At 71.8% G+C, this 13,502-nt stretch carries 14 protein-coding genes, 1 tRNA gene and 1 pseudogene; 10 read left to right on the top strand and 6 right to left on the bottom strand.

Features of this window, described 5'->3' with window-relative positions; genetic code table 11:
- Positions 1-22: 22 nt before the first annotated feature.
- The gene (locus ACQPZW_RS45850; protein ID WP_433792255.1) at positions 23-640 is read left to right on the top strand and encodes a MarC family protein; all 618 of its coding nucleotides are present in this window, start codon (positions 23-25) and stop codon (positions 638-640) included.
- 95 nt (positions 641-735) lie between these two features.
- Entirely contained in the window at positions 736-1,560 is an 825-nt protein-coding gene (locus ACQPZW_RS45845; protein ID WP_433797833.1) for a RecB family exonuclease, read from the top strand.
- Between the two features lie 430 nt (positions 1,561-1,990).
- Here ACQPZW_RS45845 and ACQPZW_RS45840 read toward each other — a convergent pair.
- A pseudogene (locus tag ACQPZW_RS45840) lies at positions 1,991-2,836 on the bottom strand (oxygenase MpaB family protein); the annotation flags it as partial.
- 185 nt (positions 2,837-3,021) lie between these two features.
- Complete coding sequence (locus tag ACQPZW_RS45835) at positions 3,022-3,456, bottom strand: Fur family transcriptional regulator (RefSeq protein ID WP_433792254.1); 435 nt, start codon at positions 3,454-3,456, stop codon at positions 3,022-3,024.
- Between the two features lie 297 nt (positions 3,457-3,753).
- Between ACQPZW_RS45835 and ACQPZW_RS45830 the strand changes: the two genes are divergently transcribed.
- Entirely contained in the window at positions 3,754-4,209 is a 456-nt protein-coding gene (locus ACQPZW_RS45830) for a DUF2231 domain-containing protein (RefSeq protein WP_433792253.1), read from the top strand.
- Positions 4,210-4,482: 273 nt separating this feature from the next.
- Here the strand turns inward: ACQPZW_RS45830 and ACQPZW_RS45825 are convergent, their stop codons facing one another.
- Positions 4,483-4,809 carry a translation initiation factor 2 gene (locus tag ACQPZW_RS45825; protein WP_433792252.1) on the bottom strand — a complete coding sequence of 109 codons (327 nt, stop codon included), beginning with the start codon at positions 4,807-4,809 and terminating at the stop codon, positions 4,483-4,485.
- A 64-nt stretch (positions 4,810-4,873) separates the two neighbouring features.
- On the opposite strand from ACQPZW_RS45825, the gene ACQPZW_RS45820 reads away from it, so the two are divergent.
- On the top strand, positions 4,874-5,053 hold the full coding sequence (locus tag ACQPZW_RS45820; RefSeq protein WP_433792251.1) for a hypothetical protein: 180 nt from the start codon (positions 4,874-4,876) through the stop codon (positions 5,051-5,053).
- 134 nt (positions 5,054-5,187) lie between these two features.
- Here the strand turns inward: ACQPZW_RS45820 and ACQPZW_RS45815 are convergent, their stop codons facing one another.
- The 3 genes from ACQPZW_RS45815 to ACQPZW_RS45805 form a co-directional block, all read right to left on the bottom strand.
- Positions 5,188-5,694: a hypothetical protein gene (locus ACQPZW_RS45815; protein ID WP_433792250.1), complete on the bottom strand. Its 507-nt coding sequence runs from the start codon at positions 5,692-5,694 to the stop codon at positions 5,188-5,190.
- Positions 5,695-6,005: 311 nt separating this feature from the next.
- Positions 6,006-6,368, bottom strand: coding sequence for an FmdB family zinc ribbon protein (locus tag ACQPZW_RS45810; RefSeq protein WP_433792249.1), 363 nt, complete (start codon positions 6,366-6,368; stop codon positions 6,006-6,008).
- Between the two features lie 254 nt (positions 6,369-6,622).
- Positions 6,623-7,321, bottom strand: a complete 699-nt coding sequence (locus ACQPZW_RS45805; RefSeq protein WP_433792248.1) for a 5-formyltetrahydrofolate cyclo-ligase — start codon at positions 7,319-7,321, stop codon at positions 6,623-6,625.
- An 80-nt stretch (positions 7,322-7,401) separates the two neighbouring features.
- On the opposite strand from ACQPZW_RS45805, the gene ACQPZW_RS45800 reads away from it, so the two are divergent.
- From ACQPZW_RS45800 to ACQPZW_RS45775, 6 genes are all read left to right on the top strand, one after another.
- Positions 7,402-9,390, top strand: a complete 1,989-nt coding sequence (locus ACQPZW_RS45800; RefSeq protein WP_433792247.1) for a diguanylate cyclase — start codon at positions 7,402-7,404, stop codon at positions 9,388-9,390.
- Between the two features lie 42 nt (positions 9,391-9,432).
- On the top strand, positions 9,433-10,323 hold the full coding sequence (locus ACQPZW_RS45795; RefSeq protein WP_433792246.1) for a UTP--glucose-1-phosphate uridylyltransferase: 891 nt from the start codon (positions 9,433-9,435) through the stop codon (positions 10,321-10,323).
- Entirely contained in the window at positions 10,320-11,633 is a 1,314-nt protein-coding gene (locus ACQPZW_RS45790; RefSeq protein WP_433792245.1) for a molybdopterin molybdotransferase MoeA, read from the top strand. The genes ACQPZW_RS45795 and ACQPZW_RS45790 overlap by 4 nt, the downstream gene beginning before the upstream one ends.
- Positions 11,634-12,272 carry a GNAT family N-acetyltransferase gene (locus ACQPZW_RS45785; RefSeq protein ID WP_433792244.1) on the top strand — a complete coding sequence of 213 codons (639 nt, stop codon included), beginning with the start codon at positions 11,634-11,636 and terminating at the stop codon, positions 12,270-12,272. It begins immediately after the preceding gene.
- 118 nt (positions 12,273-12,390) lie between these two features.
- Positions 12,391-13,149, top strand: a complete 759-nt coding sequence (gene sepX, locus ACQPZW_RS45780; RefSeq protein WP_433797832.1) for a divisome protein SepX/GlpR — start codon at positions 12,391-12,393, stop codon at positions 13,147-13,149.
- Between the two features lie 245 nt (positions 13,150-13,394).
- A tRNA-Ala gene (locus ACQPZW_RS45775) sits at positions 13,395-13,471 on the top strand.
- Positions 13,472-13,502 lie beyond the last annotated feature (31 nt).

Below are 13,502 nucleotides of genomic sequence, written 5' to 3'. Positions count from 1 at the left end.
TGACGGCCCATAGCCTGCACGGGTGAATGTCAAGCTGTTCGGCGAGTTCTTCGTGACGCTCCTGGTGATCGTCGACCCGCCCGGCATGGTCCCGGTCTTCCTCGGCCTCACCGGATCCATGCCGGCGAAGGCCCGCAACCGGGCGGCCACCCAGGCGGTGCTGCTCGCCCTCGGTGTCATCGTCGGGTTCGCCGTCGCCGGACAGACCCTTCTCGACTACCTGCACGTCCAGCTGCCCGCGCTCCAGGCGGCCGGCGGCCTGCTGCTCGTCCTGGTGGCGTTGCAGCTGCTCACCGGCAAGACCGACGAACCCGCCGAACAGGGCGGCACCAGCAACGTAGCCCTCGTCCCGATCGGCACCCCGCTGCTCGCCGGGCCCGGCGCCATCGTCGCCACCATGCTGTACGTGCAGCGGGTCGAGAGCGCCGACGAGTACCTCATCCTCGCCGCCGCGATCCTCGCCGTGATGGCCTGCGTCTGGCTGGTGCTGCGCTTCTCCGGCGTCATCGTCCGGCTGCTGCGCCCGGCCGGCATCGAGGTCCTCACCCGCATCGCCGGCCTGCTGCTGGCGGCCATCGCGGTCCAGCTCATCGCCGACGCGATCAACGCCTTCGTGAAGTCGTACGCCGCTCTGCCCTGACCGGAACTGTCGGGGGGTGCTGGCAGGATGGTTTCGTGCCCCCCACGCGACGTGTCACCAAGCCCGCGGTTCCTGAGCAGCTCGGTTTCGCCGGCATGCCCGAGCGACTCTTCGTCTGCACGCCGAGCAAGCTCGGGGCCTACACCGACTGCCCCCGGCGATACCGGTATTCGTATGTCGATCGGCCCAGCCCACCCAAGGGCCCACCGTGGGCGCACAACTCACTCGGCGCCAGCGTGCACACCGCCCTGAAGAACTGGTATATGGCGCCCGTCGAGCGGCGGGTCCCCGAGTCGCTGCCGACGCTGCTCAAGGCCACCTGGGTGCGTGAGGGCTATCGCGACGTCGAGCAGGAGCGGACCACGTATCAGCGGGCTCTCGACTGGCTCGAGAGCTACGTCGCCACCCTCGACCCGGAGGACGAGCCACTCGGCGTCGAGCGGGTCGTGGCCGCCAAGACCAGTGTTCTCGCGCTCAACGGGCGCGCCGACCGGATCGACACCCGGGTCGGTCCGGCCGGGCCCGAGGCCGTCATCGTCGACTACAAGACCGGCCGGTCCGGGCTCTCACCCGACGACGCCCGCGGCTCCCAGGCGCTGGCGCTCTACGCGTTCGCCGCCGAGCGGATGTTCCGGCGACCATGCCGGCGGGTCGAGCTGCACCACCTGCCCACCGGGACGGTGGTGACCCACGAGCACACCGAGGAGTCACTGGCCCGGCAGGTGCGCCGGGCCGAGGAGACGGCCCAGGACATCATGGCGGCGGAGAAGGCGGTGGCCGGCGGCGCCGATCCCGATGCGGAGTTCCCGGTCAACCCGGGCGCGTTGTGCGGGTGGTGCGACTTCCGCAAGGTGTGCCCGGCCGGCGCGTCGGTGGCTCCGAAGGACCCGTGGACGGCCGTGGAGCACCTGAGCGCCTGAGGTCTGCCGGCTCGGCACCTGAGGTCTGCCGGCTCAGCACCTGAGGTCTGTCGGCTCGCTCCGGCTCGGTGCTGGTGGCGGTCCTTCGTCTGCCGGGCCCGTCCGGCGCGACCGATGGCGAGGCCGGCTCGCTACCGGCCGGCTGATCTCAGGCCGGCCTCGGCCGGGTCGGTGTTTCCGGTGCGGCCGAGGCCATTCTTTCCGGGGCCGCTGCCGCCGCTCTTTCCACGGCGGCTGCCGCCGTTGGGTTCGGTGCGCCCGCCGCCGCTCTCTCCAGGGCGGCTGCCGCCGTTGGGTTCGGTGCGCCCGCCGCCGCTCTCTCCAGGGCGGCTGCCTCCGCTCTTTGCAGCGCGGCTGCCTCCGCTCTTTCCAGCGCGGCTGCCTCCGCTCTTTCCAGGGCGGCTTCCTCCGCTCTTTCCGGTGCGCTCGCCGCCGCTCTTTCCAGGGCTGCGCGGTGGAGGGGCGACATCCGGTACTGGTCGGGCAGGGCGGCCAGGACGCCGGTGATGAGAGCGCGCAGACCGCGGGCCGAGAGGCCGGCGGCGAGGTCGGTCGTCGGCCAGCCGAGGCCGCCGTAGATCTTGCGGGCCCATGGCGGCAGCAGGCCGATCGCCGTGCTGACGACCCCGAGATGGGCCCACCGTGCCGGGCCGAGTGTCAGCCCCAGGCGCAGCGGAAGCCCGCCCCAATGCTCGGGCACCGGTGGCACCGTCAGGAACAGGGCCGCCTCCGCACCGTCGCGCGTCAGCTCGAGCTCCGGTCGGATCGCCGTGAAATAGGCCTCCACCTCGGCCGCCGTCGACGGGACCGTCGCCGGATCCAGGCCGACCAGCTCGGCCGCACGCAGCTGCTCGGTGTAATAGCCGTCCACCTCGTCGGGAGTCAGCCGCACCCCGGCCCGGACCGCCGTCGTCAGGAACGACTCCACCTCGGCCACGTGCACCCAGCGCAGCAGGTCGGGCTCGTCGATCCGGAACCGCTCACCGGTGCGCGGATCAATCGCCGTCATCCCGGCATGCAGCTGCCGCAGCCGGCTCGCGGTGTGTGTCACCTCATCGGTGCTGCCGAAGATCACCGTGCCGACGTAGTCGGACGTGCGGATCATCCGGGCCCACGGGTCGGCGCGATATCCCGAGTTCTGAGCGACCCCGGCCACCGCCCGGGGATGCAGAGCCTGCAGGTAGAGCGACCGCAGACCGCCGAGTAGGAAGATCGGCTCCCGATGCAGCTTCCAGGTGACCGAGTCCGGTCCGAACAGGCCCACGTCTCCTGACATGCATCCAGCGTGCCACGCCCGGCCGGGATCATCCGCCATCAGCCGACTCCGGCGGAGGGAAGGTGGTTCACGGGACCTGCGACACGGGAGGCCTCGACGGCTCGGTTGTGCCGGGGTGGGCGCAGCGGGACGAACGGCCGCAGGGTGGGGCGCGGCGGGACGAACGGCCGCCGGGACCGTGGCGCTCAGGAGACTCTGTCGGCGTCTCGGCGGGCTCGGCAGGAGGGGCACAGGCCCCAGAAGGTGATCTCGGCTTCGTCCAGGTCGAAGCCGTGCAGCTCGGCCGGCATCAGGCAGGGCCGCTCGCCCACCACGCAGTCGACGTCGGTGACCGTGCCGCAGCCTCGGCAGACCATGTGGTGGTGGTTGTCGCCGGCGCGAGCCTCGTAGCGGGCCGGGCTTCCGGCCGGCTCGATCCGCCGGGCCAGGCCCGCGCGGGACAGCGCACCGAGCACGTCATACACCGCCTGGGTCGACACCGAGTCGAGGCGGGTACGCACCCGCTGGGCGATCTCGTCGACCTCGAGGTGTCCGCCGCCGGTCAGAACATCGAGCACCGCGAGCCGGGGCCGGGTGACCCGCAACCCGTGCTCACGCAGCAGTTCCTCACCGGTCGACATGCGTCCATGACAACACGCCGGCACGGAATCACCAACTGTGCGGTGATCGTCTTCCGCCGGTCCTGAGTCGTCGTTGCGCCCCGGATGCGGGCCCGCGAGCGTCGTCCGCGGCGAGCCCGTGATCGCCGGCTGAATCCGGAGGTGGCGGAAGGGCCGCGGATGCGGTTCGATCACGACTTGGTCGCAGGGGGATGTTTGCGCAGTCAGATAACTCCTAAGCTGGCCTTCACCCCGGATCGCCATCGCCCGGACCACCGCCGGGAACGAGGAGGAATGGTGTTAGACCAGGTCAACGGTTTGCCGGTACACGTTCTCGTGCTCCACGCCGCCGTCATATTCGTACCTCTGCTGGCGCTGGGCGCGATCGTCTACGGGTTCGTCGCCGCCCTGCGCCCCAAGATCGGCTGGGCAGTGGCGCTGCTGGCCGTCGTCGCGCCGATCGCCGCGCTGATCACCAAGCTGTCCGGGACGGAGTTCTACAACCGCCTGCTCAGCGCGGATCGCGTCTCCCCGCCCGGCAAGGTGATCCTCGACGGTCACATGGAGAACGGCACCACCACGTTCTGGCTGACCCTGGCGCTCGGCGTTCTCAGCCTGATCCTGGTCGTGCTCACCGCTCGCAACCCCCGCGCCCTGCCGAAGATCGCCGACCTGGCCTTCGCCGTGGTGCTGCTGGTCCTGGGCGGGTTGAGTGCCTGGTACCTCTACCAGACCGGCGACTCGGGAGCGACCGCCGTGTGGGGAACCTACTGACGGTCGCCGTCAGCCGGCGGCTCCCGGTCGAGGTCCGCATCGAACCGTCCGCCCCTGCACTTGCGGGGGCGACGGCCCGGCGATCCGGCGATGGTGATGGCGTGGACGCGGCCTGAGGGTCGCAAACGCGCGATCACCGTCGGCCGGCCGGGGACCCCGCCGGTCAGGACGCGATCAGTCTCCGGCGGCCGGCTGGGCCGGCGAGAAGGACCGGCCCCTTGCCGCGCGTACGGGACTGCTGACCGATGGCATGGAGGTGACGGTAGGCCGTTCTCAGAAGACGAGGCGAGCGCAGAGCAGGCAGACGATGATGAGGCCGATGGCGCCCGCGACCAGGCCGATGCCGTAGGTGACGGTCCGGGCCGAGCCCTCCGCGTCGTCGAGGGCCTCGAAGTTCTGTGGCGGCATCTGCCGCGGTGACGGCGGGTGCGCGAATGTCGGCGGACGCCAGTCGGCCGGGGGCGGGTCGGCGCGCGGCGGGCCCTGATAGTCGGCGGGCCGAACCGGTGGGGCGACCTCGGGCCGGCCGAGCGACTCGGCCTCCGGATCGGGGCGCTTCCAGTACGCGTCGTCGTCCGGGACGCTGGTGGGGGAACTCACGTTCACCGACGGTACAACCGGAGGGGGACGACGACCGCGCCGCTGTCGGCTTACCCTTCTAGGCGTGGACATCCTGGACGACCCTGAGCGTGACAACGACGCCGAGCGTGAGGTCGATTTCGAGTCCGAAGAGGCTCCGGTGCTGCCCGAGCAGACCCGTGACGACACCGAGCGAGGTTGGGGCGAGCATTCCCACTCCAACGACGACCGCCTGCTCGAGGACCGCCCGCCGCACTGGGGCTAGCAGGCACCCCCGCCACGCCGAGCCGTCACGCCGGGACTCGAATCAAGAGCGGGGTCACGTCGGGCTCAAGGAGACCGCGGCGGATCACGGCAAGGCTTGAGGAGAGCGCAGCGGATCACGGCAGGGCTCGCGGCTCAGTCTGGGCGGATCACTATGGCGAAACCGCGGCCTGGGGTGGATATCGCCTGTCGTGCCTCGTCCGGCTCGAGGGCCAGGAGTAGCCCGCCGGTGACCGGGTCGTCGGCGCCGGTCACCTCCAGGACCAAGGCGGCGCTCGCCACCGCGGTGGTGCGGTCACGCTCGCCCTCGATGCGGAGCAGATCCACCCGGTGGCCGGGGCGCACGACGGACAGCGCGGTGGGGTCGGCCAGTCGCACCGGAACACCGACGTTGCCGGGTGGAATCGGCCGCGCCGCGCCGGTCGGCCCGGCTGCTGGTGACGACGAGGGCCGGACGGACGGCTCCGACGACGGGCCGGCCTCGATCGGGACGCAGCCGGTCGGCTTGAGCCAGAGCACCGCAGCGGCTGTGATCAACAACACGGTGACCGAGACCAGGCGCAGCAGAGTGCCACGGCCCGGCCGCCGCCAGCGCACCGGGTCCAGACGCTCGTCTGGCGAAGCCGGCCTCGTACGGGACATCGGACCTCCAGTCATCGGCAATCCCCGGAGGGCGGAGTCTGGTGGCCGTCGACGGGCACCTCGGGCGGTCGGAAAGACGGCCGTTCGGCCCTGTGCGGAACGGCGTGTTCAAGTGCCCGCCGACGGCTGCGACCGACGTTAGGAGCCGTACCGGATCCGGCGTGGAAGCGCTGTGGACAACCCGGCTCTGTGGAGAACCTGCCGCTGACCTGTGGATCTTGCTAGTGGCAGCCGTGGGCCGGCGTCCGGAAACGAGTACGCGCCGAGCCGGTGATCCGGCTCGGCGCGTAGATGACGCTCGTCGGTGCGGGTCAGGGTGCCGCGGCGGCCTTCGTGCCGCTGCCGCCCGACGACGACGTGCTGCTGCCCGACGACGTGCTGCTGCTCGTCGAAGGGGTGGACGGCGTGGTCGCCGGGGTGGTCGACGACGGACTCGACGAGTCGGCCGTCTTGGTGGCCGAGTCTCCGGCGGCCGGCTTCTCCGAGCTCACGGCGCCCGCACGCGAGTCGTTGCGGTAGAAGCCCGAGCCCTTGAAGACGATGCCGACCGAGTTGAACACCTTGCGGAGCTTGCCCTGGCAGTTCGGGCACTCGGTGAGCGCCGGGTCGGAGAAGGACTGCACTGCTTCAAGCTGCTCACCGCACTCGGTGCAGGCGTACTGGTAGGTAGGCACGGCTCCTCCGGATCAATCGGCTGCTGGCACTCGCCAACTCCGAGTGCCAATGTTGCGGCATCGGAGGTCAATTCGTCCACTCGGCGCTCGGCCTGAGGGAAGAGTGGAACGTGGGTGATGTCACACCGCGCATGCCTTGAGCTGCCCGCGGTCGGCGCCGGGGTCGGCAGACGGCACGCGCGTCGCGTCGCCGACATGTCGGGGAATCGATACTCCGCGATCAGGAGTACGGCCGGCGCGAGAAACCTCCGCGATCAGGGGCACGGCCGGCGCGAGAGACCGCCGGTGGGCGTGATCACGGCGTGAACCCGGCGATCGTGGGGCTCGGCCGGCACCGACACGATGTCCTCGCCGTCGTGCAGCAGGGCCACGACCAGCGGCCCGGGCTCCGGCAGGCGGGCCAGCACCCGATCGTAGGAGCCGCCGCCCCGGCCCATCCGGGTCCCGTCGTTCCCGACCGCGAGCGCCGGCACCAGGAGGAGGTCGACCGAGCACACCGCCTCCACGCCGAGCCGCGGCCCTCCGGGCTCACGCAGGCCCCGAGGCCCGGCCACAAGCGAGGCGGAGGGCCCGCCGGCAGGCACAACCGAAGCGGGCGGCGCGGAGGCGGCGGGGGTGGAGGTGGGCGGCGCGGCGGCGGGTGGGGTCGGCTCGGCCCAGGTGAGGTCGTTGTCGGGGAGCAGGACCGGGAGCAGGAGGCGGCCGCCGGCGGGCAGGGCCGACAGGAGGCGGTCCGGAAGGTCTGGCCCGCCCGGCTCGGACCCGACGGGCACGTAGGCGGCGATCGAGCGAGCGCCGGTACGCCGTACCAGAGAAAGAATTTGATCTTGAAGTTGGCGGGCCGCACTCAATCGATCCGTGACCGGAAATGATCGACGGGCCGTGAGCAGTCGCGCACGCAGCGAGATCTTGATTTGGTGTGATTTTTCCGCATCAGGGGTTAAATCCGGCATGCAACACCCCCTTTTGAAAACCGGCAAACGGTGCACACTATGTCAGCATCGCTCCAAAGAGGGCCACCCCGGGAGGATGTGTGACACTACGTGGCCGGCTGACCAGTGCTTTCCTGGTGGTCGTGCTCGGTCCGGTCCTGCTCGGGTCCATCTTCGTCGCGGTGACCGTCGGCGCCGTGAGCCGGGAGCGGACCACCGAACGCCTCGACCACGCTGCGACGACCGTCAGTGTGGCGGTCGGCGCCATCTGCCGCCAGCTGCAGGCTTCGGCGGACGCTGTCGCCGTGGTGCCGGCCGGGGAGCGAAGGGCGGTCGCCGACCAGCTGGTCCGGCGAGGACTGGCCACCGAGATCTCCGTGACCGATCCAGAACATTCGGGGCTGGCCCGTTCGGCGGTGACCGGCGACCCCGCGGAGAGTGGCCGCCAGGACTGCGCGACACCCGGTACGGCGACGACGCCTCATGTCGCCACGCTGGCCGCGTCCGCGTACGACCAAGAGGTCACGGTGATCGCCGGACAGCGGGTCGACGCCGCACTGCTGGACCGGCTGGGCGCGGCCGCCGGTGTCACCGTGGCGCTCGGCGCGGGCCTGCCCGCGGCAGCCGGGACCGCCCACCGGGACCTGCCCGCCGAACCGGGACGGCCGATGGCCCTCACCGTGACCGTCCCGACCGGCGAGCCCACCGGCCGCTACCTGATCCTGCTGCTGATCGTGCTGGTCACCGCGCTCGTGGCGGTGATCGCCGCCCGCTGGCTGGCCCGGTCGACCACCCGTCCGCTCGGTGATCTCGCGTGGGCCGCCGACCGGGTGGCGAACGGCGACCTCGACACCCGCGTCCCGATCCCGCGGCCGGATGAGCTGGGCCGGCTGGCCGGCACCTTCAACCGGATGACCCGTGAGCTGCAGTCCTACGTGCAGGCGCTGACCGCGAGCCGGGACCAGCTGCGACGGCATCTGGCGATCCTCGGCGACACCCTGTCCAGCACCCACGACCTGGACCGGATCCTGCCGGTCATCCTGCGCACCGCGATGACCGCGACCGGCGCTCGGGCCGGGCTGATCCTGCTCCTCGACCCGGCCGACGGGCGGCTGGCGGCCCGCTGCGGCGCGGGACTGACCGGCGCGTGGGACCTGTCGCCGGCCGAGCTGTCGCAGCGGCGCCTGTCGCCCGGCCGCGGGGTGCTCGGCCGGGTCGCGGCGACCGGGACGCCGCTGCGGGGCCGTGCTCAGGAGGAGGGCCGCGCCCCGGACGAGCCGGCGTGTGACTCGTATCTCGCCGTGCCGATCTGCGCCCCACCGGACGAGGAGGTCGGGCCGGAGCCGTCGGTGCTCGGTGTGCTGGCGCTCTACGACCGGCTCGGTGAGCCCTCCTTCGAGGACGCCGACCTGCGTACGCTGCGCACCTTCGCCGGGCAGGCCGGGGTGGCCGTGCACAACGTACGTGTCCACGAGGAGGCACAACGTCTCTCTTTGACCGACCCGCTGACCGGACTCTGGAACTACCGTTATCTGCGCGAGGTGCTGCGCCGTGAGGTGGAGCGGGCCAGCCGGTTCGGGCGGATGCTCACCGTCCTGGTCCTGGATCTGGACCACTTCAAGGAGGTGAACGACACGTACGGGCACACGGCGGGTGATCAGGTGCTGGGCGAGTTCGCGCGGCGGATCCGGATCGGGCTCCGTGAGGTCGACGTGGCGTTCCGGCAGGGCGGGGAGGAGTTCGTGGTGCTGCTTCCGGAGACGGACGCGTACGGCGGAGTGATAGTCGCCGAGCGGCTGGGCGCCGCGGTACGGGAGTGGCCGGTGCCGGTCGATCCGCGCCGCCCCGGCCTCGACGACCGGATCTCGATCAGTGTGTCGATCGGGATCGCGGTCTTCCCGGAGCACGGCGCCACGGCCCAGGAGGTGCTCGATGCGGCAGACGAGGCGCTGTATGCGGCGAAGAACGCGGGCCGCGACACGTACCGTCTCGCTGAACGGGTTTCCCCGGGCGTGTCGGAGGGGCATCTGGATGCGGCGACGGCCACCACTGGTGGGCCACAGCCGCCGCGACACGGCCGTGGCCGATAGTCTCGCGGCATGTCCTCCAACCAGCGAAGGTGAAGTGACTGAATGACGACGAAGCGCGCCGTCAAGGCGGTGATCCCGGCGGCGGGGCTCGCGACCCGCTTCCTGCCGGCGACCAAGGCCGTGCCCAAGGAGTTGCTGCCGGTGGTGGACCGGCCGGTCCTGCAGTACATCGTCGAGGAGGCTGCGGCCGCCGGCATCACCGACGTCCTGCTGGTGACCGGACGCGGCAAGACCGCGATGGTGGACCACTTCGACCGGCGTCCCGACGTCGAGGCGCGGCTCGAGGAGAAGGGCGACCACAAGCGCCTTGCCGCCGTACGCCGTTCGAGCGAACTCGCCGACATCTACACGGTTCGCCAGGGTGAGGCGCTCGGGCTGGGTCACGCGGTCGGCACCGCCGCCTCCCACGTCGGCGACAACGCGTTCGCTGTGCTGCTCGGCGACGAGTTCGTCGAGGAGGACAAGCCGCTGCTCCCGGCGATGCTGGACCTGCAGGAGAAGACCGGCGGCATCGTCCTCGCGTTCATGGAGGTCGCGCCGCACGAGACCTCCCGCTACGGCATCGCCTCCGTCCGGACCACCGACGACCCGGACGTCGTCGAGGTGACCGGCCTGGTCGAGAAGCCGTCCCCGGAGGAGGCCCCCAGCAACCTGGCGGTGCTCGGCCGCTACGTGCTGCCCGGCTCGATCTTCGGCGTCATCGCCGACACCAAGCCCGGCAACGGCGGCGAGATCCAGCTCACCGACGCGATGGCCACGATGCTCGCCGACGGTGTCCCGGTGCACGGCATCGTCTACCGCGGCCACCGCTACGACACCGGCATGCCGCTCGGCTACCTGCAGGCCGTCGTCCAGCTCGCGGTGCAGCGTGAGGACCTGGGCGAGGAGTTCCGGGCCTGGCTCACCGAGTTCGTCGGCGGCTGGAAGGGATGACCGCCACGGCCGATCGCGAGGCGGCCGCTTCCAACGAGCTGATGCCTCTCGCCGAGTACCTGGGCAGCGTGCTGCGCAGGCTCCGTGCGCTGCCTCCGCTCGACCTCGACCTCACCCAGGCCCACGGGAACGTGCTGGCGGCCGATGTGGTCGCCCCACACGCGTACCCGGCATTCGACCAGGCCGCGATCGACGGGTATGCGGCCCGATGGGAAGACCTGGCCGGTGCCGGGCGCATCGGCTCGCACCCGTCGTTCGGGCAGTTCGAGAACACCGCCCGCACGGTCCGGCTGAACGTGGTCGGCGACATGGGGGCGGCACACTGGCGGCCCGTCCGGCTCACCCCGGGCACCTGCTTCTCGGTGGCGGCCGGCGCGCCGCTGCCGATCGGCGCCGACGTGGTCGTCCCGGTCCACTGGACCGACCAGGGCATGGCCGCCGTGGAGATCCTGCACGCCCCGAAACGCGGCTCCGGAGTCCGGCGGGCCGGTGAGGAGGTCGCCGTCGGGCAGCTCCTCGCCGCCGCCGGCTCCTACGTCACCCCGCCCACCGTGGCCCTGTTCGCCGCCGCCGGGATCGGGCACGTCATGGTCCGGCCCAGCCCGCGGGTGGTGGTCGTGGCCACCGGTGACGAGCTCGTCGACGTGGGCCGGCCCAGCCAGCCCGGCCAGGTCGTCGACGCCAACTCGCACGCCCTCACAGCGGCCGCCGTGGAGGCCGGCGCGATGGCGTACCGGATCGGCATCTGCGACGACGACCCGGAAGGGCTGCGCGGCCTCCTGGAGGACCAGACGCTGCGCGCCGACCTGATCATCACCACCGGCGGCACCGGCACCGGACCCGGCGACATGCTGCGCCGGGTGCTGTCCCGGCCCGGGCCCGGCCGTGGGAACGTCGAGTTCACGAACGTCGCCCTCTGCCCCGGAACCGCCCTCGGCTTCGGCACCGTCGGCGGCGAGGAGGTGCCCGTGGTGTGCCTGCCCGGCGAGCCCGGTGCCGCGCTCATCGGGTTCGAGGTGCTGGCCCGGCCGGTGATCCAGCTGCTCGCCGGGGCCGAACCGGTCTTCCGCCCCGGGATCAAGGCGCACCTGCTGGAGACGGTCTCCTCACCCGGCGGGCTACGCGAGTTCCGGCCCGCCTACGTCGCGGAACGGCGCGGTGGCGGTTACACGGTGCAGCCGCTCGCCGGTGGGCCGTACACTCTGTCCGGTTTGGCCGAGGCGAACGGCCTGCTGGTGCTCGGCGAACGGGTCACCACAGCAGCCGCCGGCTCGACCGTCGACGTTCTGCTGCTCGACCGGAGGCGATAGATGCTGGGGGCCACCACGCCCGGATGGCCCGCTGTGCTGGCGGACGGGGCTGTGCTCCTGCGGCCGTACAAGCGTGGCGACGCGCGAGCCTGGTCCGAGGTGCGGGTCGCCAACCAGGCCTGGCTGGCCCCGTGGGAGTCGGCGCCGCCCGGCCCGTGGTCGGAGATGAACTCGCCGCGCGCCTTCGGATACGTCTACCGCGACATGAAACGGGCCGCCCGCAACGGCGACAGCATGCCGTTCGCCGTCTGCCTCGTCGAGAACGGCCGGGAACGCCTCGTCGGGCACGTCAACCTCGGCAACATCGTGCGGCGGGCCTTCGCGTCGGCCTACGCCGGATACTGGGTCGACCACCGGGCGGCCGGCCGCGGCGTCATCCCGACCGCGCTGGCGCTCGCCGTCGACCACGCCTTCGGCCCCGGCGGCCTGCACCGGATCGAGGTCAACATCCGCCCGGAGAACGGGCCGAGCCGCCGCGTCGTCGAAAAGCTGGGATTCCGCGAGGAGGCGTACCACCAGCGCTACATGCACATCGACGGCGGTTGGCGTGATCACCTCGGCTACGCGATGACCAGCGAAGAGGTCGCCGGCGAGGGTGGCCTGCTGGCACGCTGGCGCCGCGTCCGCGCCAGTTCATGATCGGTAACGTCGCAACGCTACCGGCGCGGCGCGCGAAATAACACGGCTACCGCCCGTAACCTCGCATTCGTCGTGTCATTCCACGTGTCATTCGTCGTGGCGGATCGGAGCGGTGACGGTGCCGACCTCGGTGCTCCTCGCCGTCCTCGCCGCGGCGGGTCTGCTCGCCCTCGCCCCGGCGCTGGTCCGCCGGTACGACGCCACCGAGCGCCTCGCCGCGGAACGGGCGTCCTCGACGGCGCGGGTGCTGCAGCGCCGGCGTCGTCTCCGCACCGTGCCCGGACGCCGACCGATCAACCCCGCCCGCCAGGTCACGGTTACGGTCCCCTCCCCAACGAGTGATCCCACCGGTCCTCCCGAGCGCCGCCTCCGCCTCGTCACCGGCAGACGCTCACCCCGCCGCGCACCCCAGCGCCGGGGCACCCCCGCCGTCGTCCGGCGCCGCCGCGTCTTCGCCGCACTCATCCTGCTCAACGCCATCGAGCTCGTCGGCGTCGTCGCGGTCGGCCCCGGCTTCTGGATCAGCTTCGCGGTCACCGGCAGCCTGCTCGGGCTGTACCTCGTACACCTGCGCAACCGCGCCGTCGCCGACCGCCGCCGCCGTCGCGTCCAGGCCCGTGAGGCCGCCTGGCTCGCCGCCCGCCAGGCCGAGGTCCGCCGCGAACAGGCCCGCCGCGCCGCCGCCCGCCGCGAGGCCCAGCGGCGCCTCGCCGCCCAGAAGGAGGCCGTCCGGCGTGCCGCGATGGGCCTCGACCGGGAACCCTCCGACCTGCCCCTGCCGGCCGCCGCCAACGGCGGCTCGGTCTCCTACCGGCGGCGAGGCGGTCTGCGAGGCCGCCCCTACGAGGCCGGTGGGCGTCGGAACAACGCTTCCTAGGGGGTACGGTCCGAGCCGTCACCGTCCTTTCCGCGCCGTCCCGTAGCTCCCGCGGCGACGGAGGCGGCAGTCCCGGCCGTCAGCGCTCCATCCGGGCTGTTGCCCTCCCGCGCGTCTACTCCGCTGCCCCGAATCAACCGTCACCGGACTCCGAAGCGCTCTTGAGGAGGGGTGGTTCGCGAAGGGTCGAGATGACCTGTTAGCCTTTCAACGGTTCCAAGGTGACCCAGTCACCGGTGGACCGGGGGGCTGTGGCGCAGTCTGGTAGCGCACCTCGTTCGCATCGAGGGGGTCTGGGGTTCAAATCCCCACAGCTCCACCAAGAAGTACCTGTTAACGGGCTGGTAGCCGAT

It is taken from the genome of Actinoplanes sp. CA-252034, assembly GCF_050956125.1.
Lineage (GTDB): Bacteria > Actinomycetota > Actinomycetes > Mycobacteriales > Micromonosporaceae > Actinoplanes.
Note: the sequence above shows the minus strand (reverse complement) of the source record. Positions and strands in the feature narration are given on the sequence as shown.